Source organism: Moraxella sp. TY6 (assembly GCF_048551375.1).
GTDB lineage: Bacteria > Pseudomonadota > Gammaproteobacteria > Pseudomonadales > Moraxellaceae > Faucicola.
This window is the reverse complement of the sequence record NZ_JBLYZJ010000005.1, coordinates 141,716-162,466: the sequence shown is the minus strand read 5'-3', so window position 1 is coordinate 162,466 and position 20,751 is coordinate 141,716. Positions and strand designations below refer to the sequence as shown.

22 protein-coding genes are annotated in these 20,751 nt (G+C 42.2%); 16 read left to right on the top strand and 6 right to left on the bottom strand.

Features of this window, described 5'->3' with window-relative positions:
* Positions 1–399 (bottom strand): HNH endonuclease, encoded by a 399-nt coding sequence (locus ACK1U4_RS05590; RefSeq protein ID WP_419400988.1) that lies wholly within the window; start codon positions 397–399, stop codon positions 1–3.
* Between the two features lie 432 nt (positions 400–831).
* On the opposite strand from ACK1U4_RS05590, the gene hemN reads away from it, so the two are divergent.
* The 15 genes from hemN to ACK1U4_RS05515 all read left to right on the top strand — a co-directional run bounded on the left by hemN (position 832) and on the right by ACK1U4_RS05515 (position 13,833).
* Entirely contained in the window at positions 832–2,319 is a 1,488-nt protein-coding gene (gene hemN, locus ACK1U4_RS05585; RefSeq protein WP_419400987.1) for an oxygen-independent coproporphyrinogen III oxidase, read from the top strand.
* 169 nt (positions 2,320–2,488) lie between these two features.
* Positions 2,489–3,595 (top strand): peptidylprolyl isomerase, encoded by a 1,107-nt coding sequence (locus ACK1U4_RS05580; protein ID WP_419400986.1) that lies wholly within the window; start codon positions 2,489–2,491, stop codon positions 3,593–3,595.
* Positions 3,596–3,697: 102 nt separating this feature from the next.
* The gene (locus ACK1U4_RS05575; RefSeq protein WP_419400985.1) at positions 3,698–4,654 is read left to right on the top strand and encodes an AAA family ATPase; all 957 of its coding nucleotides are present in this window, start codon (positions 3,698–3,700) and stop codon (positions 4,652–4,654) included.
* A 2-nt stretch (positions 4,655–4,656) separates the two neighbouring features.
* On the top strand, positions 4,657–5,637 hold the full coding sequence (locus tag ACK1U4_RS05570) for a DUF4435 domain-containing protein (protein WP_419400984.1): 981 nt from the start codon (positions 4,657–4,659) through the stop codon (positions 5,635–5,637).
* A gap of 4 nt (positions 5,638–5,641) precedes the next feature.
* Complete coding sequence (gene glp, locus ACK1U4_RS05565; protein ID WP_419400983.1) at positions 5,642–6,931, top strand: gephyrin-like molybdotransferase Glp; 1,290 nt, start codon at positions 5,642–5,644, stop codon at positions 6,929–6,931.
* Between the two features lie 146 nt (positions 6,932–7,077).
* Positions 7,078–8,103 (top strand): GTP 3',8-cyclase MoaA, encoded by a 1,026-nt coding sequence (moaA, locus tag ACK1U4_RS05560; RefSeq protein ID WP_419401006.1) that lies wholly within the window; start codon positions 7,078–7,080, stop codon positions 8,101–8,103.
* Between the two features lie 2 nt (positions 8,104–8,105).
* A complete protein-coding gene (locus ACK1U4_RS05555; RefSeq protein ID WP_419400982.1) occupies positions 8,106–8,813 on the top strand; it encodes a phosphoribosyltransferase in 708 nt (235 codons plus the stop codon).
* A gap of 48 nt (positions 8,814–8,861) precedes the next feature.
* A complete protein-coding gene (locus ACK1U4_RS05550; RefSeq protein WP_419400981.1) occupies positions 8,862–9,554 on the top strand; it encodes an MOSC domain-containing protein in 693 nt (230 codons plus the stop codon).
* Between the two features lie 67 nt (positions 9,555–9,621).
* Positions 9,622–10,155, top strand: a complete 534-nt coding sequence (gene moaB, locus ACK1U4_RS05545; RefSeq protein WP_419400980.1) for a molybdenum cofactor biosynthesis protein B — start codon at positions 9,622–9,624, stop codon at positions 10,153–10,155.
* The gene (gene mobA / locus ACK1U4_RS05540; RefSeq protein WP_419400979.1) at positions 10,145–10,837 is read left to right on the top strand and encodes a molybdenum cofactor guanylyltransferase; all 693 of its coding nucleotides are present in this window, start codon (positions 10,145–10,147) and stop codon (positions 10,835–10,837) included. Before moaB ends, mobA begins: the two co-directional genes overlap by 11 nt.
* Complete coding sequence (locus ACK1U4_RS05535; RefSeq protein WP_419400978.1) at positions 10,834–11,595, top strand: DUF3427 domain-containing protein; 762 nt, start codon at positions 10,834–10,836, stop codon at positions 11,593–11,595. Before mobA ends, ACK1U4_RS05535 begins: the two co-directional genes overlap by 4 nt.
* 8 nt (positions 11,596–11,603) lie before the next feature.
* Positions 11,604–12,092, top strand: a complete 489-nt coding sequence (gene moaC / locus ACK1U4_RS05530) for a cyclic pyranopterin monophosphate synthase MoaC (RefSeq protein WP_419400977.1) — start codon at positions 11,604–11,606, stop codon at positions 12,090–12,092.
* Positions 12,079–12,345, top strand: a complete 267-nt coding sequence (gene moaD / locus ACK1U4_RS05525) for a molybdopterin converting factor subunit 1 (protein ID WP_419400976.1) — start codon at positions 12,079–12,081, stop codon at positions 12,343–12,345. The genes moaC and moaD overlap by 14 nt, the downstream gene beginning before the upstream one ends.
* A 205-nt stretch (positions 12,346–12,550) precedes the next feature.
* Positions 12,551–13,042: a molybdenum cofactor biosynthesis protein MoaE gene (locus tag ACK1U4_RS05520; RefSeq protein WP_419400975.1), complete on the top strand. Its 492-nt coding sequence runs from the start codon at positions 12,551–12,553 to the stop codon at positions 13,040–13,042.
* A gap of 2 nt (positions 13,043–13,044) precedes the next feature.
* On the top strand, positions 13,045–13,833 hold the full coding sequence (locus ACK1U4_RS05515) for a uroporphyrinogen-III synthase (RefSeq protein ID WP_419400974.1): 789 nt from the start codon (positions 13,045–13,047) through the stop codon (positions 13,831–13,833).
* 110 nt (positions 13,834–13,943) lie between these two features.
* On the opposite strand, the gene mutY is transcribed toward ACK1U4_RS05515, so the two are convergent.
* Both mutY and glmS read right to left on the bottom strand, forming a co-directional pair.
* Positions 13,944–15,146 carry an A/G-specific adenine glycosylase gene (mutY, locus tag ACK1U4_RS05510; RefSeq protein WP_419400973.1) on the bottom strand — a complete coding sequence of 401 codons (1,203 nt, stop codon included), beginning with the start codon at positions 15,144–15,146 and terminating at the stop codon, positions 13,944–13,946.
* Positions 15,147–15,152: 6 nt separating this feature from the next.
* Positions 15,153–16,991, bottom strand: a complete 1,839-nt coding sequence (gene glmS / locus ACK1U4_RS05505; RefSeq protein WP_419400972.1) for a glutamine--fructose-6-phosphate transaminase (isomerizing) — start codon at positions 16,989–16,991, stop codon at positions 15,153–15,155.
* A gap of 204 nt (positions 16,992–17,195) precedes the next feature.
* On the opposite strand from glmS, the gene ACK1U4_RS05500 reads away from it, so the two are divergent.
* Positions 17,196–17,765: an endonuclease VII domain-containing protein gene (locus ACK1U4_RS05500; protein ID WP_419400971.1), complete on the top strand. Its 570-nt coding sequence runs from the start codon at positions 17,196–17,198 to the stop codon at positions 17,763–17,765.
* On the opposite strand, the gene ACK1U4_RS05495 is transcribed toward ACK1U4_RS05500, so the two are convergent.
* From ACK1U4_RS05495 to glmU, 3 genes are all read right to left on the bottom strand, one after another.
* Complete coding sequence (locus tag ACK1U4_RS05495) at positions 17,742–18,959, bottom strand: DNA cytosine methyltransferase (RefSeq protein WP_419400970.1); 1,218 nt, start codon at positions 18,957–18,959, stop codon at positions 17,742–17,744. The two genes, ACK1U4_RS05500 and ACK1U4_RS05495, sit on opposite strands and share 24 nt — an antisense overlap.
* A gap of 3 nt (positions 18,960–18,962) precedes the next feature.
* Positions 18,963–19,145: a hypothetical protein gene (locus tag ACK1U4_RS05490; protein ID WP_419400969.1), complete on the bottom strand. Its 183-nt coding sequence runs from the start codon at positions 19,143–19,145 to the stop codon at positions 18,963–18,965.
* Between the two features lie 65 nt (positions 19,146–19,210).
* Positions 19,211–20,566, bottom strand: coding sequence for a bifunctional UDP-N-acetylglucosamine diphosphorylase/glucosamine-1-phosphate N-acetyltransferase GlmU (gene glmU / locus ACK1U4_RS05485; protein WP_419400968.1), 1,356 nt, complete (start codon positions 20,564–20,566; stop codon positions 19,211–19,213).
* Positions 20,567–20,751 lie beyond the last annotated feature (185 nt).

Genomic DNA, 20,751 nt, shown 5'->3' with positions numbered 1-20,751 from the left:
TTAATCCCAACTATTACCTTTGGCACTTTTTACTGCAATATGCTGTCCTGCTGGGCGTTTTTTCACCCAATTAATAAACTTTTCCATATCCGTATGACTGGCAAGCCGTTCTACCGTATGGTAATAACTCGACAACTCTTGATTACTAAACACCTCATGCACTTGAGCATGGCACGCCGTACACAACATTGCAATCTCATTTTTCATCTCATCACGGCTAAATTCTTTCTTGGTACGAGCCTTATTATGGCGTGACTGCGGAATCAAATGATGACGAGTCAACTCAACCTCCGTCCGTCCGCACAACTCACATGGTACGGCTGGCTCACCTTCCGCTTCTGCTAAAATAGCGTCCCAAAATGCGTCTTCTTCGGCTTTGTTTTTTTTGGCTTTTGGCATGGTCATATCGCTTGTTAATTGAAAGTCATTATCATACAAGAAATCGCCAATTTTGCCAATTTTGCCCTACCGTGTGGGCGTGGCGAGTATGCTATACTAAGGCGATTCAAATTATGATTTATTTTTAGGACTTACGCAAAAGACACTGGATTCCTGCATTCGCAGGAATGACGAAGAAATTTTTGATTACTCGTCACCCCTGCGTAGGCAGTGGTCTAGCGTCTTTATAAAAAATAGAAGCTTAAAAACTGCGTCAGTCCTAATCTTTAGGAAAAGCAATTGGTAGGGGCGTATTGCATACGCCCAATAACTGATTGATTTCAATGTGAATAATGGTGGGTTACGCCCCAAAAAGACTGGGCTAACCATACCCTACAACGTAAATTTCTCCGATTTTTTGATATAAATTTGTTAAATTAAGAAGGCACACCCATGAGCCAACAACCCCAATCCAATCAAACCCTTACCGATAGCGAACAGCCATTTTTTAGCCGTCCAGTTGAGTTTGTCGAAAATCCGTATGCTCGATTTGACACCACGTTCAAGCCAGAAACCCACCTGTTTAACGAAGATTTAATCAATAAATACAATCGCTCGGGCCCAAGATACACCTCGTATCCAACGGCATTGGAATTTGTGCCGATTGAGGCAGGTGTGGAGCAAACCCTGTTACAAAACCGAGATGAACGCACGCCATTGTCGCTGTATTTACACATTCCGTTTTGCCGTCACCTTTGCTATTACTGCGGTTGCAATAAAATTATTACCAAAAAAAATAGCGATAGTGGCGATTATCTTGAATATCTATTTAAAGAAATTCGCCAAAAACGTGCCTTGCTAAAAGGCAATCCTGTGGTGGAACAACTACATTTGGGCGGTGGTACACCCACGTTTTTGACGGATGATGAATTGGTAAAATTGTGGCAATTTTTGCAAAGCCAGTTTACTTTTAGCGATAAGCCGACTGCCGATTTTAGTATCGAAATCGACCCTCGTGAATTACGCCCCAATACCCTTGAGGTGTTGCGTGGCTTAGGGTTTAATCGTGTCAGTTTTGGCGTGCAAGACCTTGAGGAAAAAGTCCAAATTGCGGTGAACCGTGTACAGTCGGAAGAACTGATTCGCAACGTAATGACCGAGGCGAGAGCGTTGGGCTTTCGTTCGATTAATATTGATTTGATTTATGGCTTGCCTCATCAGACGGTTGCCAGTATGCAGACCACGGTAGAGCGGATTATTGATATCAGCCCAGACCGCCTGTCGGTGTTTAATTACGCCCATTTGCCAGAGCGGTTTAAGGGGCAACGCCAAATCAAAGAAGAGGATTTGCCAAGCCCAAGCAACAAGCTGACCATGCTCGGCAATACCATTAATGCCTTGAGTGAGGCGGGCTATCAGTATATTGGTATTGACCATTTTGCCAAGCCAGATGATGAGCTTGCCATCGCCCAACGTGAGGGCAAATTGCACCGTAATTTTCAGGGCTATACCACGCATGGTAACTGTGATTTGCTCGGTTTTGGCGTGTCTTCGATTAGTCAAATTGGTGATGATTATTTGCAAAATTCGACCGATTTGGCGGATTATCAAGCCAGTATTAACCAAAACCAACTGCCTGCGGTGAAGGTGATACGCTCTCGCCTGCCTGATGTGCTACGCCGTTATGTGATTATGAATTTGCTGTGCCATGATTATGTGGATTTTAGGGATTTGAATGCACGTTTTAGCATTGACCCGATGACATATTTTATCAGTGAAATTCAGCAACTTGGCGAGATGCAGGCGGATAAATTGGTGGATATGGATGCCAAAGGGATTCGGATTTTGTCAAAAGGGCGATTGCTAGGGCGGAATGTGGCAATGGTGTTTGATACTTATCTCAATCAAAAACATCAAAATCGTTTTAGTAAGGTGATTTGATAAATACTTTGGTTAAAAGATGGGTTAATTTTCCCTATTTCCACGAATAGAACGCCCCAGCTGTCTATTCGTGGTTTTTTTTGCTTACAAAGCTAACCCCAAAGCAGTATATCAATTTCGCCCATGAACCTAAATAATAAGTCAAATTGACAAAAAATAGGGATTACCCATGAGCGTTGCTACCTTTAACCCCCAAAACTCAACCAACCAAACCCATTTAGACACCCAACCACCCAAAACAGGCGGATGTGGCAGTGGCACTTGTGGCTGTGCAGGCGGTGATAAACAGGCTCACGAACATCATCACGAACACCAACATCCACATGAACATAACCATAACCACGAGTCTCATCAATCTACGGACGACATCGCCCGCCTAATGCCCACCACCGATGACCTCAAACGCCCCCATAGCGAAAAAGAACTCATTGACGAAGCGATGGCAGAACTGAACCGCCCTAGCAATCTTATCGCCAGTAGTCGCCAACAAATCCCCAATATCAGCGTCAATGGCGTGGTCATCGACCCCACCGCCATCGCCCAAGAAGTGCAATACCACCCTGCCAATAGCCAAGACGAGGCGTTATTTTTATCCGCCCAAGCCCTTGTCATCCGAGAACTGCTCAAACAAGCTGTATATGCCGACCCCACATTGGGCGAATCCGCTTGGCAAGCCGATGAAGAAACTGCCATCAGCGATTTGATTGATAAAAACGTCCACCCAACCACGCCCCATGCGGACACCTGTCGCCAGTTATATGAACAAAACCGTGACAAATTCGTCACGCCACCCTTGATGACGGTGCGTCATATCTTGCTTGCCAGTCCGCCAGACGCAGGGGACGAACGCATTACCCTTAAACAAAAAGCCAGTCAATTAATTGAACAATTACAAAATAGCCCCAACCGTGATGCCGAGTTTATCGAATTGGCACGCCAATATTCAGCCTGTCCGTCCAAAGAAGAGGGCGGTGAATTGGGCGAAATCGTCAAAGGTCAGACCGTGCCAGAGTTTGAACAAGCGGTGTTTGGCTTGCCTGTCGGTTTGTCGGTCAATCCCATCGAAACTCGCTATGGCGTGCATATTGTCGAGGTGTTAAGCCGTGAAGACGGTCAAGCCTTGAGTTTTGAGCAAGCCATGCCGATGATTGCCAATGAATTGACCCAACAATCGTTTCATCATGGTTTGACGGACTTTTTGTTCAAACTTAGCCATAATGCTGATATTCAAGGCATTAATTTGCAAATGAATGAAGAAAATGTGTATAGGGGTTAGTATCGATATCAAGTCAATAACGCTCAAGGGTAAGGCTTTATTTTACCTTTGGGCGAATCATGCTAGAATGCTGATAAATTTGTGACTATAGGCAAAAATACCATGACAAGCCAAATTAAAAGCGTTGAAATCACTAAGCTATTTGGGGATAAAAATGTGCGGTGGCAGTTGAACCATACCAATGTTTTGGTCGGCAAAAATGGTATGGGGAAATCGACTATTTTGCAGTTGATTTTAGGTTGCATCACACATAATCCAAATGATATTGAAATCACACTATGCCAAAAGGTTTTAATAACTCTAAACAGTGGAAATCAAATTACATTATCAAAAGAAATTGGTAAAAACAGTTTTAGAGAAATGCTTGATGCTATTGGTAAAGAAAAAATTAAAAACCAATTAATAAAATCCATTGAAGCAAATGAAGATATTCCTACTGACGTGAAGAATCAATTTTTAAAAGATTTAGATAATGAAGATTTTTTTGCTGAAGTTGAGAAAGAAGCGGTACATTTTTCTGCAACTAAACAAGAAGAAGTCACTAGAGTTGAGTTTATATCGACAATTAATTTAAATGCTAATTCGATTCGTGATATTGATTTTAGCGATGGTAAAACCGCCAATTTATTAGATTTTGAAATCCAAACCCAACTCAATCGGTTGTTAAAAATCAATGACCAAGCAATCAACGCTAACTTGCTGACTTCACTCAATGAAATGTTTGGTGAAAGCAACAAAAAGGTAGGATTAAACAGTAATTTTGAATTAGAGTTTTCTTATAAAGATGAGTTGTTGTATTTCCCACAATTATCATCAGGCGAACGCCAAGTGATTTATATTTTACTCAAAGTCGCTATTGCCAGTCATAACAACGCCCTAATCTTAATGGACGAACCCGAAATCTCACTACACCTATCATGGCAAGAAAAACTACTCAACGAAATCCGCCGTATTAACTCGGGCAGTCAAGTTATCATCGTGACCCATAGCCCTGCTATCGTGATGAATGGCTGGTTAGACAGCTTTGTGGATATTAACGATATTTTGGTTGAGTCTTGATAATGGCAGAGTTTAAGGATTACTTTACCAATCCCAACTATATCGGTGGCTACAACGCCATGCTATCGGGTGATGTCCGTGACCGCACACAAGGTATCGTGTATGTCGAAGATGATAGTGATATTTGGTTTTGGGAAAAATTATTTGACGTACACCATCCCAAACAATATACCTTTAAGCCTGCCAGTCGCACGGTGCGTGGCAAAACAGCATTACGCCAGTTTTATGCTGGGTTAAACGCCAAAGCTATTATAGCTAGAGATGCGGATTATGATTGGATTTTGCCCAATGGTATAGATGATTTAGACAATCCCTTTATCATTCATACCTATGCTTATAGTAAAGAAAGTGTGTTACTCAATAAAGATAATTTACAGCAATTTTTTAGCCAAATTTATCATACCATTCGCTATCATGTTGATTTATTAGGGTTTATCAACAAATATTCTCAAGCGGTGTTTTTATGGTTATGTTTGATAGTGCATAAAAAAGCCATTTTGTTACAACAGATTGATTTTAATACGTTAAATAAATATTTAAATCTGCTTACTTGCCAATTTGTACAAAATGATTTGACCTTTGATACAACGCCCATTGCCAGTATTCATCACAACATTAATCAATTACTGCAACAAGATAATATCACGCAACAAGACCTTGCACGTGCTAAAAGTTACCTTGAAGAATTTGATATTGATGAAGCGAATGCCTATCGTTTTATTTCGGGTCATGCCTTGGAGTCATTGATAAATGAGTTACAATCACAGCTTATCAACAAACTAAAAGAAAAAGAAATTGTTGAAATTAAACAAAACTTCGTTGGGACAGAAATCAGCGATAGAACCAAGCAGTTAAAAGCTATTTTTAGCACCTCATTTGCTCTTAATACCCACACTCGTCATTATTTATGCTGTGAAAACGATGAAATTCATCAAAAAATTCTAGCAAAAATCAGCCAAATTCAACCATTAAAAACCGAGTAAATCCATGATTACCGTATCCGAACTCAAATCCGCCATTACCGAGCGTTGCCAACGCTATTTAGCCGAACATCCGCTCAATCAGCGAGCCACCCAAACGCTACCGCTACTACAAGCCAAAAACCATATTTTGGCACAAGACATCACCGCCAGTTTTGACATTCCACGCCAAAACCTCTCCGCCATGGACGGTTATGCCTTTGCTAAAGGGTGCGAGCTTGCCGAACACACCGCTCTGACTATCGTTGGCGAATCGGTCGCAGGCAAGGCGTTTGACGGTGCATTGCAAGCAGGGCAAGGCGTGCGGATTTTTACAGGAGCGGTCGTGCCAAGCGATTGCGACACCGTGGTGATGCAGGAAAACACCAATTTTAACGATATTAAAGATAGTATTGATAAATCACAGCCCTACGCCATTACCCTAACTAAAACCGCCACAGTCGGCTCAAATATCCGCTACCAAGGCGAAGAAGTGCAAACAGGCGAAACCGTCCTAACTGTCGGCAAACGCCTAAACCCCACCGATATCAGCTTATTGGCAAATCTAGGCGTGGCTCAAGTGTCGGTATTCGCCCCTTTGACCGTGGGTATCATCGCCACAGGGGATGAATTGGTGCAAATCGGCGAGCCACTCACCCATTTGGCACAGATTTATAATTCCAATACCCCAACGCTGAAATCTTTGCTCAACGAACTCCCCATTATTATCAAAGATTATGGCATTGTTGCCGATACGCTTGAGGCGACTCGAAACACGGTACAGCAAGCGATTGGCGAATGTGATGTGATTATCTCAAGTGCAGGGGTATCAGTGGGCGATTATGACTTTTTGACTACCGTGATTGATGATTTGGGGCAAATTAACCATTATAAAGTGGCGATGAAACCCGGAAAGCCGTTTGTATTTGGTGAGTTTATTCAAAATGACAAAACCGTTTTGTATTTTGGTTTACCTGGTAATCCGCTTTCAACCGTGGTGGGTTGTTTGCAGTTTGTCAAACCTGCATTATGGCGACTGTCAGCGGTCAATGAAATGGATGTACCAAAGCCATTACGGTTGCAAGCCAAAACCACCCATAACATCAAAAAAGCGGTCGGCAGACAGGATTATCAACGGGCGATTTTTGCTCAAGACGATGAGGGGAATTTGAGCGTTACGCCGTTATCCGCTCAAGATTCACACCGTATCAAGCAGTTAAGCCAAGCCAACTGTTTGTTGGTATTACCGCAAGATAATGCAGGGGTACAGGCAGGTGAATGGGTGAAGATTGAGCCGTTTAGTTGGAATTTTTGTTAAATTCATGTACCACCAAAGTATTAATTTGGCGGAAAAAAGTTACTTTGGGCTAATACTTTTTTCCGCCAACCTTTGCTAAAGTAATCTGACACCCATTACCGAGGCAACGCCTAAAGTACATCATGAAAACCATCACCACCCACCCAATGCCCGTAGGCTCAAGCCCTACCGCTCATCGTTATGCCCCAAAATCAACGCTGGTGGACGGTTTTCATAGACAACTCAATTACTTACGCCTGTCAGTCACCGATTTTTGCAACTTTCGCTGTGACTATTGTTTGCCAAACGGCTATACCGCCAACGGTGGCAAACGCCCCGATAATGAACTTTCCCTGAATGAAATCAACACCTTAGTACAAGGTTTTGCCGAATTAGGTACAAGCAAAATCCGCTTAACAGGTGGTGAGCCGTCCATTCGCTCTGACCTTACCGATATCATCGCTTTGACCAAAAGCCACGGCATTGACACAGTGGCGGTGAGTTCTAACGGTTATAAACTCGGCAAACACCTATCCGCTTGGCACACCGCAGGGCTAAATCAGCTTAACCTTAGCATTGATAGCTTTGACCCCATGCTGTTTAAACAAATCACAGGCTTTGATATGTTGCCGACTTTATTGGGCGATATTGATACGCTACTCGACAGCACCGATATTCGCCTAAAAATCAATGGGATACTCAAAGCCGACACCGCTTTTGACAATTTATTATCCGCTTTAGATTATGTCAAAAATCGTCCTGTGACTTACCGTTTTATTGAATTTATGCAGACTTCGGACAATGGCAAGCTGTTTTTTGCCGAGCATACCAATGTCAGCCGAATCCGTGATTATCTACTAGAGCGTGGCTGGGTGGCACAGGTGCGAGCCAGTGATGCAGGGCCTGCGACCGAGTATCGCCATGATGATTATGTCGGCAAAATCGGCATTATCGAGCCGTATGCCACGCATTTTTGCGATTCGTGCAATCGCTTGCGAGTGAGCAGTCAAGGCAAGGTGCATTTGTGTTTGTTCGACAAGGCAAGCTATGATGTGCGTGAGTTTTTGGCGAGTGGTGATGTGATTGGGCTAAAAGGGGCGGTGCAGAATTTGATGCCGATTAAGCCAGAACATCATCATTTACATGAGCAAAATAGTGGGTTGATGAATAATCTGTCGATGATTGGTGGTTGATTTTGAAAACGCTACGCACGGATTGGGGGGATTTTCCAGACACCATTATTGATAGAAAACTGGGTGAAGCAACCACGCATCCCCTTTATCAGCAAGCCAAAGCTGGCGATGTGGCAAGTGCTTATCAGTTGGCGAAAGATTTGGTCAGTGAACAAGCGATTGATAAACTTAAACTATTGATTGGTAATAAGTCGGTGGTATTAGCCCCAGTTCATGCTGAAGAACAGACAGGTCGCAATATGATACCTATTGCCGTGGCGACTGTGTTGGCAAAAAAATTACACACCGCCGTTGATATAAATATTGTCCAAGCCACCAAAGTGTCAAGAACAGGCAGTGATGGTTGGCACCGCTTGGCGAACTCACCGAGCTTTAGCGGTCGTATTGAAGGTGACTATGTTATAATGATTGACGATACCCAAACGCAAGGTGGCACATTTGCCTCGTTTAAAGGGCATATTGAAAGTCAAGGAAGCCAAGTCATTGGCAGTTATGCCTTGACAGGTAAGCAGTATTCGGTTCAACTTCGTTTAAACCCCCAAACTTTACAAACATTGAGAAAAAGCTATGGTAATCTCGAAACATGGTGGCAAGAAACTTTCGGCTACGACTTCTCAAAACTCACCGAATGGGAAGCAAAATTCATCATTAATTCAGGTAAAACACCTGAGCAAGTCCGAGATAGAATCCTTACGGCAAAGCAAAGCTGATGCGTATTATCAAATGATGAAAATGTCTTAACCAAGTCTAAACACTGTATGAAAAATCTTACCCTACCCCAACATATCGGCACACTCACCGAAGTCCGAGCAGGCAAAGCCGACTTATTTACTCGTGAAAAATTGAGTGCGATTAACAAATATCCGATTAAAGAACCTGTCGCTGTCAATTACATGGGATTGCTGACGGACGAGCAAGCCGACCGCAAACATCACGGCGGACACCTGAAAGCCGTGCATCAAATGTCCACCGTCACTTATGACAAAATCAATGCCCAATTTGACCTAAACGTCAGCATTGGGGCATTGGGCGAAAACTTGACCGTGACGATAGACGGTGAGCCAATGTCTGAGGCTAATGTTTGTATTGGTGACGTTTATCGCTATGGAGACGATGATGAAAATAGCGTTAAGCTAAAAATCGTACAACCTCGCCGACCTTGCTACAAAATTGATGACCAAGTTCAGCAGTATGGCGTTGCCTCATTTTTGACGGATATCGGTGGTTCTGGCTGGTATTTTAAAGTCGTGCAAGACGGTGAGCTGATACAAGGCTTGCCTGTGTATTTGGTCGAACGCCCCTACCCATTTGCCGACCTTGCTACGCTGTGGCAACTGGCTAACCAAAAAGGCAATCTTGATAGCGACATAGTCGATAAATGGCTTGCGATTGATTGTTTAGAAGACAGTTGGAAAAAAGTGCTTGCCAAAAAACGCTTGTCGAGCGACTAACACCAAATCCAAAACACATACAGGGCATCAGCATTACGCCCCTACAAATGACAACAAGGAAATCAAAATGACCAAACCTGCCAAACCTTTTATCCCCCTAAATATCGCTGTACTCACCGTATCCGACACACGCACGCTAGACGAAGATACCTCTGGCAAATACCTAGCCGATAGCCTTGTCGAGGCAGGTCATACCCTTGCCGAACGTGCCTTGACGACTGACTGTATTTACCAAATCCGTGCCATGGTCAGCAAATGGATAGCCGACCCCAATATCCATGCGGTCATCACCACAGGCGGTACGGGTTTTTATATCCGTGACAGTATGCCAGAGGCGGTGTCGCCTTTGTTTGATAAAGAAGTGCAGGGCTTTGGCGAAATGTTCCGTGCCTTGTCAAAAGACGAAATTGGTATGTCCACACTCCAATCTCGTGCGGTGGCAGGCATGGCGAATAATACGGCGATTTTCTGTTTACCTGGTTCGACTGGGGCGTGTCGTACTGGTTGGGAAGGGATTTTAAAAGAGCAACTGGACAACCGTACTCGTCCTTGTAATTTTGTACCGCATTTGATGCGTGTGAATCCAACGCATGACCACTAAGACCCTCCCCCAACCCCTCCCTATGGGAGGGGAGTTCCTCCCCCTTGGGGGGAGGTTAGGTGGGGGCTTAAGTGGCATTGTCATTCTAGCAGGGGGTGAGTCCAGTCGTATGGGTTCGCCCAAGGCGTTATTAACTTTGCCGAATGGTGAAACCTTGCTAGATTTTCATATTCGCCATGCCAAAAGTCTAAACGTGCCTGTCATGGTGGCGGATAATGGTAAAGGTTTTTGCCAAGATAATCATGTGATGTTGGTGAAAGATTATTTGTCAAATGATAATACGGGCAAAGGGGCTGGGGCGTTATCAGCGATAGTAGGGGCAATGCAAGAGCTTTCACAAGAGCAAGATTATCTATTGGTGATAAGTTGTGATAGTTTGATTAGTACCAATCTGTTATTTGAGAAATTGGTTGCCCTGTTTAATCCAAAATCTTGCAATCAACAAGTCGATGTGATTTATGTCAAAGGTGAAAAAGATTATCCGTTACTTGGGTTGTATGCGATTGATTTAAAAGATAAATTGCAAAGTTATTTGGATAATGGCGGTCGCTCGGTGATGAGGTTCTTGAGTAAGGTAACTGTAAAAACCGTTGAATTGCCAAACGAGTGGAAAAGTTTGGCGAATTTTAATAATAAAAATGAATTTGAATTGGCTAAAAAATATTTAGAGGATGAAAAATGAGTGATTTTATTGTTGGAGAAAAATATAAAAGAGCGAATGTATGGGATAAGATAAATTTACCTGATGAATTAAGAGGTGGCGTTTACTTTAATGGTTATTTCAAATATAACAATGCTTATTATATTTTTACTAATATAGGAAGTTCAGGAAGAACAGGGCATAACTACAATAATGAATTTATTAGCCCAGATGAGTTGTCTTGGTATGCAAAAACTGGTTCAAAAGCCACACATATACAAATTATTGAGTTATTAGATAACAATACTAAAATACATATTTTTTATCGAACAGAAGATAGAGACCCATTTATATATGCTGGATTAGGTGTTGCAACTTCACATAAAGATGAAACACCAGTTCAAATTACTTGGAAAATTATAAATCCCAGTATTTCCTACGAAAATTTAAAACAAACAAGACCAATTCAAACATTATCAGAAGGCAAAACAAAATATATCATCACAAAACAATTTGAAAGAAACCCTCAAGCCAGAAAAGCTTGTGTTAAGCACTATGGTTATAAATGTGTTGTTTGTGGTTTTGACTTTGAAAAAGCTTATGGCGAAATAGGAAAAGAATTTATCCATGTTCATCATATCAATCCTCTAGCAACAATCAAAGATGAGTATATTATTGACCCCATCCAAGATTTACGTCCTGTTTGCCCTAACTGTCATGCAATGATACATCGTTCAAATGAAACACTTAGCATAGAAAACTTGCAAAATATTTTAAAAAATCAAGCTCAAATCAAGTAGATTATTAAATGACCCAAAATCAAACTTTAACCCACCTAGACACCAACGGCGATATTTCAATGGTCGATGTATCCACCAAAACCGCCACCACACGCACCGCCACCGCCACAGGGCAAGTCATCTTCCCTGCCGACATCTACACCGCCATCAAAAATGCAGACGGCATGACCAAAAAAGGCTCAATTACCCAAACCGCCCATATCGCAGGTGTCATGGGAGCAAAACGCACCTCAGACCTGATTCCCTTATGTCACCCACTGCCACTCGATAGCGTGAAAATGAGCTTTGATTATGACGACAGCCAACACGCTATCACAGTGACTGCCACCGCCAAAGTCACCCACAAAACAGGCGTGGAAATGGAGGCTTTAACCGCCGTGTCAGTCGCTTGCCTCACCATTTACGACATGAGCAAAGCCATTTCGCACGACATTATTATCAGCGATATCAAACTATTAACCAAAACTGGGGGGAAATCCGACTATGTCAATCCATGATACGCCAACCAATAAGCAAATTGAGGTTTTATATTTCGCCAGCCTTGCCGAACAAGCAGGTAAGGACGAAGAACGCCTAAGTTTTGACGGTGATAGCTTGGTCGCCTTGTATCAGCAATTAACCGAGCGTTACGGCTTTCGCCTTGCTCAGCACAAAATTGCGGTGGCGATTAACCATGAAATGACCGATTGGGATACCCCCATCCAACAGGGCGATATTGTCGCCTTTATTCCGCCTGTGGCGGGGGGTTAATTTAAATCCCCCTAAATCCCCCTTTTTTAAAGGGGGACTTGTTCCTCATATTAGATTGATGTGCAGGATAAAGCCCCCTCTTTTACAAAGAGGGGGTTGGGGGAGATTTATAGAAAATTAAATAATGCTTAATTTTTACATTATCTAATTTAACAGGCTAAGGATATATTGACACACCCAGCATAACAATAACCTAGAGAACACCATGAATTCATTACATAAAGGCTCATCCATTATCAGTATTAGCGAAAATGAAGCCTACGACCTCGCTATCCAACAAGGCTTTGCCCTACTTGATAAACCCATTGACGACAGAAGGCTAAAACTCGCCCTACTCAACGACCAAAGCGGTGCATTAGCCACTTTTGAGGGTTGGGTGCGTAACCATAACAACGCTCGCCCAGTCACCAAGCTGACCTATTACGGCTATGAAAAGCTGGCAATCAACCAAGGCAAAAAACTCATCGCACAAGCCAAACAGCAGTTTGACATCGTCAATGCGGTGGCGATTCATCGGATTGGCGATTTGGCAATCGGTGATATGGCGGTATGGATTGGCGTGACGGCTCACCACCGCTACCCTGCGTTTGATGCGTGCCGTTGGCTACTCGATGCCATCAAGGCAGATATCCCTGTGTGGAAGCAAGAGTTCTATGCCGATAGCGAAGAAAGCTTGTGGCTGTCGAATAACGGTTAACTATGTTATTTATCAATACACGTCCAACCAAGCGAGCCAAATCGCTAACGGCATATTTGCAACATCAACTCATTGATGTGATTGACTTACCGCTACTCGAACTGGTTGCCAAACCGCTCACTGCCAAAGAACAGCACATGCTACAGCATATTTTTCATGTCAAAGCGATTGTGTTGGTGAGTGAAGAGGCGGTGAATTATGGTTTATCAACCTTATCAACAATGGCTGATTTAGCGGATATCTCCAAACTACCGATTGTTTGGCTGGCAGTGGGTGAAAAGACAGCGGATTGTTTTCGCCAAACGTGGCAGACTTTCAACGATACCCAACCGCCAAACGTAACTTTTCCCCTCGATAAACATCAGCAAAACAACGAGGGGTTGCTAAATTTAGCCGATATTCAAGCCTTGAAGCAAGGCGATATGCTACAGATTTGGCGTGGTGAGGGCGGGCGAGAGCTGTTATCCAATCAGTTATTGGCAAAAGGTATTAAGGTGCAACTGATAAATTTTTATCAGCGAATATTGCCAACTGACACTATCAAGAAGTTTGATGATTTGCAAAACCAATGGCGAGAGCCAACGCCAAAAACTGTGCTGATTTCAAGTTTGACTGCTTGGCAACATTGGCAAACTTTATTAAATCAGCATCACCTTTCTCCACAGGATTTTCATTACCTTGTCTTACAACAACGCATTGCTAATTTGATGCCATTTGATTTAAATGTTAAAGTTATCAATGATTTACATGGTGAAACGATTTTGCAAATTTTAAATGATAATGCTTTGTAATTAGGATTTACGCAAAATGTCATTTGTAGGTTGGGTGTAAGCATGACACCCAACATAAAAAATTGAAAATGTTGGGTTTCGCATACTCAACCCAACCTACAAATCTTAAATTACATATTTAACAATGTCTGCATGGCTTTCGGCTGTGCCAATATTTTACTTTCATCGAATTTTTTCCAACTAAAAACTTGCTCTGCTTTGATTAGTTTTTTCTCAAGATTATCAATTTGGGTTTTGGATAATTGAATATCAAAAGCCGTCAAAAACCAATGAAAATGCGTAAGGCTATGTTTAATGGTCGTATGGTTTTCCAAGGTGATGTTGTCAAAATCTAATAATTTTTCCGCTTGTAAAAATTCAAAAATAATCTGTTCAGCCGTGGTGTATTCGTTGTCAAACACCTCATCTTTTTGCCAATTTTCAATCGTTTTTCCTGCTTTTTCCTTGCGGATAAACGCCAATGGTAAGCACCACAGCCCGCCCCAAATGCCATTGTCAGGGCGTTGTAGCCAAAGATTCGTTTCGCCATTGCTAAGTTTTAATGCCAATGAAAATTTGGATGGATTGGGGGCTTTTTTGGATTTCACAGGATAAAAAGATTGTTTGCCCTCACGATTGGCAATGCAATCCTCCTGTACAGGGCATAGCAAACAGCTAGGTTTTGATTTGGTGCAAAGCGTTGCTCCCATGTCCATCATGGCTTGAGCATATTCACCGCTATTTTGGTTAGGCGTTAGGCGGTCGGCAAGTTGCCAAAGCTGTTTGGTGGTGGCTGTTTTCGCAATATCACCGTCAATCCCTGCCCAACGAGTCAGCACCCGTTTGACATTACCATCACAAATCACGCCTTTTTCTTGGGTGGAACGCACGCCCATCGCCACAATCGCCCCTGCGGTGGACAGCCCAACCCCTGCGATACTTTCCCAGTCAGCAACGGTTTGGGGGAAGTCGCCAGTTTGCTCAATGATTTCAACCAGTTGCTTCGCCCCTTTGTGCAAATTTCTAGCACGAGCGTAGTAGCCCAGTCCTGCCCAATGCTCCGCAACCTTTTCCCAGTCTGCATTTGCCAAATCCTGCACGGTGGGAAAACTTGCCATAAACCGCTCAAAATAGGGGATAACGGTGGCGACTTGGGTTTGTTGAAGCATGACTTCAGATAGCCAAACAGGGTAGGGATTGGGTGTGGTTTGTTTGTGCTGTTGCCACGGTAAATCATGCCGACCGCTATGCTCAAACCATGTCAAAATTCGAGGGGCAAAACTGCCCAGTGACTTAGGGCAGTGAGGGTAATGTTCATCGGAAGCGGTGTTCAAAGTACCTTACTCAACGGTGACGGATTTTGCTAAGTTACGTGGTTTATCCACGTCTGTACCTTTTGCCAAGGCGGCGTGATAAGACAATAATTGCACAGGAATGGTATGCACGATGGGTGATAATACACCGATATGGCGTGGCGTACGAATCAGATGCACGTTGTCGTCTTCTTCAAATTGCGTATCCAAATCGGTAAACACAAATAGCTCACCACCACGAGCAGAGACTTCCTGCATATTGGCTTTGACTTTATCGAGTAGACTGTCGTTTGGTGCAATCACCACCACAGGCATGTTTTCATCAACCAATGCCAATGGACCATGTTTTAGCTCACCTGCTGGATAGCTTTCGGCATGGATATAGGTGATTTCTTTAAGTTTTAATGCACCCTCTAACGCAATCGGATAATGAATGCCACGCCCTAAGAATAACGCACTTGGCTTGTTGGCAAATTTACTTGCCCAAGCAGCAATTTGTGGCTCAAGGTTTAATGCGTGTTGGATGTCGTTTGGTAAGTTGCGTAATTGAGCGGTGTAGTCAGCGATTTGTTTTTCATCAACAAAACCACGGACTTTGCCCAATGTCACGGCTAAACCAAATAACACCACCAATTGAGTGGTAAAGGCTTTGGTTGATGCCACACCAATTTCCGCTCCTGCACGAGTATATAGCACCAATTCGCTATTGCGAGGCAAGGCAGATTCCATCACGTTACAAATGGATAGGCTATGCTTGTGACCCAATGATTGTGCATATTTTAATGCTTCCATGGTGTCTAGCGTTTCACCTGATTGCGAAATGGTGATAATCAACTGTTTTGGATTGGCAATCACATCACGGTAGCGATATTCACTGGCGATTTCGACATCGGTAGAGATTTTGGCAATGCTTTCAAGCCAATATTTTGCCGTTAATGCTGAGTAATATGACGTACCACAAGCCAAGATTTTAATACTGTCAATGTCTTTAAATACTTGTTCGGCATTGTCACCAAAGTTTTTGGGTTCAAATCCACCGTCCAAAAATACTTCAGCGGTATCCGCCACGGCTTTGGGTTGCTCATAAATTTCTTTTTGCATAAAATGGCTATAAGGCCCTAATTCTAATGATGCTAAAGATAATTCAGAGGTTTGGACTGGGCGTTCTGCATTTTGACCTGTTTTGTCAATCAGTTTAACCACGCCTTCGGCATTAAGTAGCGCGATGTCACCATCTTCTAAGTAGCTGATTTTACGTGTAAAGGCAATCACTGCCGATACGTCAGAGGCGATAAATACTTCGTCTTCACCAAAAGCCACAAGCAATGGACAGCCCATACGAGCCACGACCATTTCACTTGGATTGTCTTGGGCAATCACGGCAATCGCATACGCACCATGGAAGTTTTTGGTCGCTGATTGTACGGCATCAAATAAATTGCCACCGTTGTTTTGGTATTCGTGTTTGACACTATGAGCGATGACTTCGGTGTCGGTTTGTGATTCAAATTCATAACCAAGGGCTTGTAAACGGCTACGCTCGCTTTCAAAGTTTTCGATAATGCCGTTATGCACGACTGCAATCAAACCACCCGAAATGTGTGGGTGAGCGTTTGGTTCGGTTACGCCACCGTGGGTTGCCCAGCGAGTGTGACCAATACCGAGATGTCCGTGCAAGCCTTTTTCTTTGGCTGCGTCTTCCATCATCTGTACACGTCCGACACGGCGGACACGTTGAATTTTATTTTGGGTGTGGACAGCGATGCCTGATGAATCATAACCACGATATTCAAGGCGTTTTAAGCCATCTGTCAAAAAATCTACCACATTTGCATTCGTACGAATGCTACCGACGATACCGCACATAATTGTTCCTTAGTATCAAGTTTTGAAAATAATAATATTCTACTAATGTAAGGTTGCTTTGGTATATCTAAAACGATGAATATACCATTCTCATTGCAAAGCGATCCCCCTGTTTAAACAGTCGTTAGATTGCTTTGGAATGATTTATTTATTATAACCATGATATACTCGACAAGTATATAACTGAATTATAGGATATTTGAAATGTCAAAATATGTGTATCTGAATCAAGATTTGGTGAATGATAATAATTTGCATCAATTTGATGTCGGTATTATTCAGTCAGAGCTAGATAATACTGCCATTGTTCATTTTTTGAGGATTAATCAATATATTGAACTTGCTAACTCAGATTTAAGTCACTTTGACATTGCAGAAACGGGTGATAGATTCCAAAATAAAGTCTGTGATAGATGTTATAAATATCTTGATACCGAGACTTGTTTTGAGAATAACCGTCTAAAAAAAGGTGATGTCATCACAAAAAGACCATCGTGTAGGGAATGTCGCAAAATCAAGAATGGAAAAAGTATTTTAACGGCTCATAGAAAAATTTGGGAAGAAGCAAAGCCAAAAATGGGAGAATTATTTACTTGTCCAATTTGTCAAAAAACAACCGTTGTGGGTATTGTTAAAATTGTGTTAGATCATAACCACCACACTGGTGAAGTACGTGGGTGGTTATGTGAAAGTTGCAATACAGGTATTGGACGTTTTGATGATAATCCAGCGTTAGTAGAGCGTGCTAAGTTATGGCTTACTGGTGAGCTTTAATGCTTCATCTAAATGGTTTTGTAAGGCTCTCGCCATAACCCAACCTAATACAGGTGGTACAGCATTGCCGATTACTTTGTAAGCACCAACTAACGTTTTAGTGGGAAACGTAAAATCATCAGGGAATGATTGTATCCTAGCAATCTCTCTAATAGTCATACGGCGATTTTCAAAAGGATGTGTAATACCACAATTTTCAGGTTGTGCAGAAGCTGTAATTGTACCTGCAATTTCACCTAAGGCAAATCTTCTATAAAAATTAGGTGCATGATATTTTTTTGGATCATCATAAATTTTTTTAAATCTAGCAGGAAGTTCATTGGGGTTGATGTTTTTCCATGATTTTCCTTTGGTGATAGTTGCAGGCATTTGTTCGATGGGTACTTGTTGCTGAAACAATGGCAACATTTCCTTTCCATCCTCACACACGCCAATCATATCAACCATTTTTTGACCTTGTGGTGAGTATTTCCAATAGAGATCATATTGTGGTGCATCTTTAGGAATATCGCAAAGGATTGAACCTAATAATAATGGATAGGTATTACTTGAAAGGCTTGGTAGATTATAATCTAAAACAACTTTGTTTAAATCTTTAAAATCAAAGGCTTCTAAGTCATCTCTTATGCCAATAATAATATATCTATAGCGATTTTGAGGTACGCCATAATCGCTTGCTTTTATGAGTTGCATGGAAACTTTATAACCTAGACTTTCCATGCGAAGCCTAATTTCCTCAGGAACAGTAATGCCATTATTTGTTTTTGAAGACATAATACCACGTACGTTTTCAAACAAAAAAGCTTTGGGTTTTTCTGAAAAATTATCTATTGCATAATTAATAATACGCTCACATTCATACCAAAGCGTACCACGACCATTATCATCATTTACCCCTTTCCTATTGCCAGCATTAGAAAAAGGTTGGCATGGAAATCCTGCTAATAAGATATCAAATGGCGGAATATCGTTTGATGCAATATTACGAATATCACTTTCTAAAATTGAGTGACCTTGAAAATATTGGTTATTTGATTGGTAAGTATGTACAGCATCTTTATCAATATCATTTGCAAAGATTATATCGAAGTTATTTCTCTCAAAAAAATTGTCTTTAAATTGAAAACCACCTGTAAAACCTAGATCCAAACCACCACAGCCTGAAAATAATGAAGCAACTTTATATTTTTTCATAAATTAATTTTCCTGTGGCAATAAGATCTTATTTTTAGCTATCGTGGTAATAAAACTTTTTTCTGCTAACCAAGCTAAGACAATATTTCTTACTACCTCAGCATCTGTATCCCCAAACTCACCTTTCAAATATTCTAAAGTAGCTATTTGAGCATCAGAAAATGAAACTTGTATTTTTTTAGACATAGTATTAATTTAATCCCAAAAGATTGTTTTAGGATTATATTTGGAATTTAAAAAGATGTCAATTGCTAAGGCTTTTTAACAGGTCTTATCCACCCATCAATCACCACTTGTTTACCACGAGCGACCACCAATTTATCCGCCTCACAATCCTTGGTAATGGTACTGCCTGCCCCCACCGTCACTTTATCACCAATCGTCACAGGGGCGACTAGCACCGCATTTGAGCCAATTCGCACATCATCGCCAATCACGGTTTTGAATTTATTCACCCCATCATAATTAGCAGTAATCGTGCCAGCCCCAATATTGGTACGCTCACCGATTGTGCTATCGCCTAAATACGTCAAATGATTGGCTTTTGCCCCTTGTGCCATTTGGGTGTTTTTGAGTTCGACAAAGTTGCCGATATGCACGTCATCAGCAGTCACGGCATTGGGTCGCAGACGTGAGAAAGGTCCAATTTGGTTGCTTTCACCCACCACGGCATTGTCAAACAAGCTATACGGCTGAACCACCGTATGACTTGCGATTTTAGTGTTTTTGATGATACAACCTGCCCCAATTTTGACGTTATCGCCAAGTTCACAATCGCCCTCAATAATCACGTTGATATCAATCTCGACATCTTTACCAACGGTGAGCGAGCCACGTAAATCAAAACGGCTAGGGTCAATGAGATGCACGCCTTGTTTCATCAACTCATTGGCTTGGTGGGTTTGCCAAGTGCGTTCCAAATTGGCTAGCTGAATACGGTCGTTTACGCCCTCGATTTCAAACTGAAATTGCGGTGATACGGTGGCGATTTCAATGCCGTCATCGACCGCCATTTTGACGATATCGGTCAGGTAATACTCGCCTTGAGCGTTGTCGTTGGTTAAATTATTAAGATATTTATGCAAAATTTCATTGGCAACGCAGTACACACCGCTGTTGATTTCGCTGATTTGTTTTTGGGTATCGGTGGCATCTTTTTCTTCGACAATCGCTACCACTTTACCATCTGTACGGATAATACGACCCAGCCCAAATGGATTAGCAAGGTTCATGGTCAGCATGGCAAATGGGCTGTCGGCAGTGGTGAGTTTTTCGAGCGTATCCGCTCCAATCAAAGGGACATCGCCTGATAAAATCAAGCTTTTACCTGTTGTAGGTAACACAGGCAATGCCATCTGCACGGCATGACCTGTGCCAAGTTGTTCGGCTTGCTCGACCCAGTCAATGTCTTCTTGCGAAAAGGCATTCTTGACTTGCTCACCCTCAAAGCCATACACGATGATGTTTTTTTGGCTGTTGATTTTTTTGGCGGTGGCTAAAACGTGCTGTAGCAATGGCTTACCTGCCAAAGGTTGTAATACCTTAGGCTTGGTGGATTTCATGCGTGTGCCTTTGCCTGCTGCCATGATGATGGTGGTGAGTGTCATAAGAGTGCCTTTTTTAATTATTTATCCTAGATATTTTAACATAAATTTTGTTTAGGACTTACGCAAATTTTGAATGTATCTTGCTAAATAAAGACGCTAGACCCCTGCATTCGCAGGGGTGACGAAATATAAAAAGAGCCGTCATTCCCACGAATGTGGGAATCCAGTGTCTTTTGCGTAAGTCC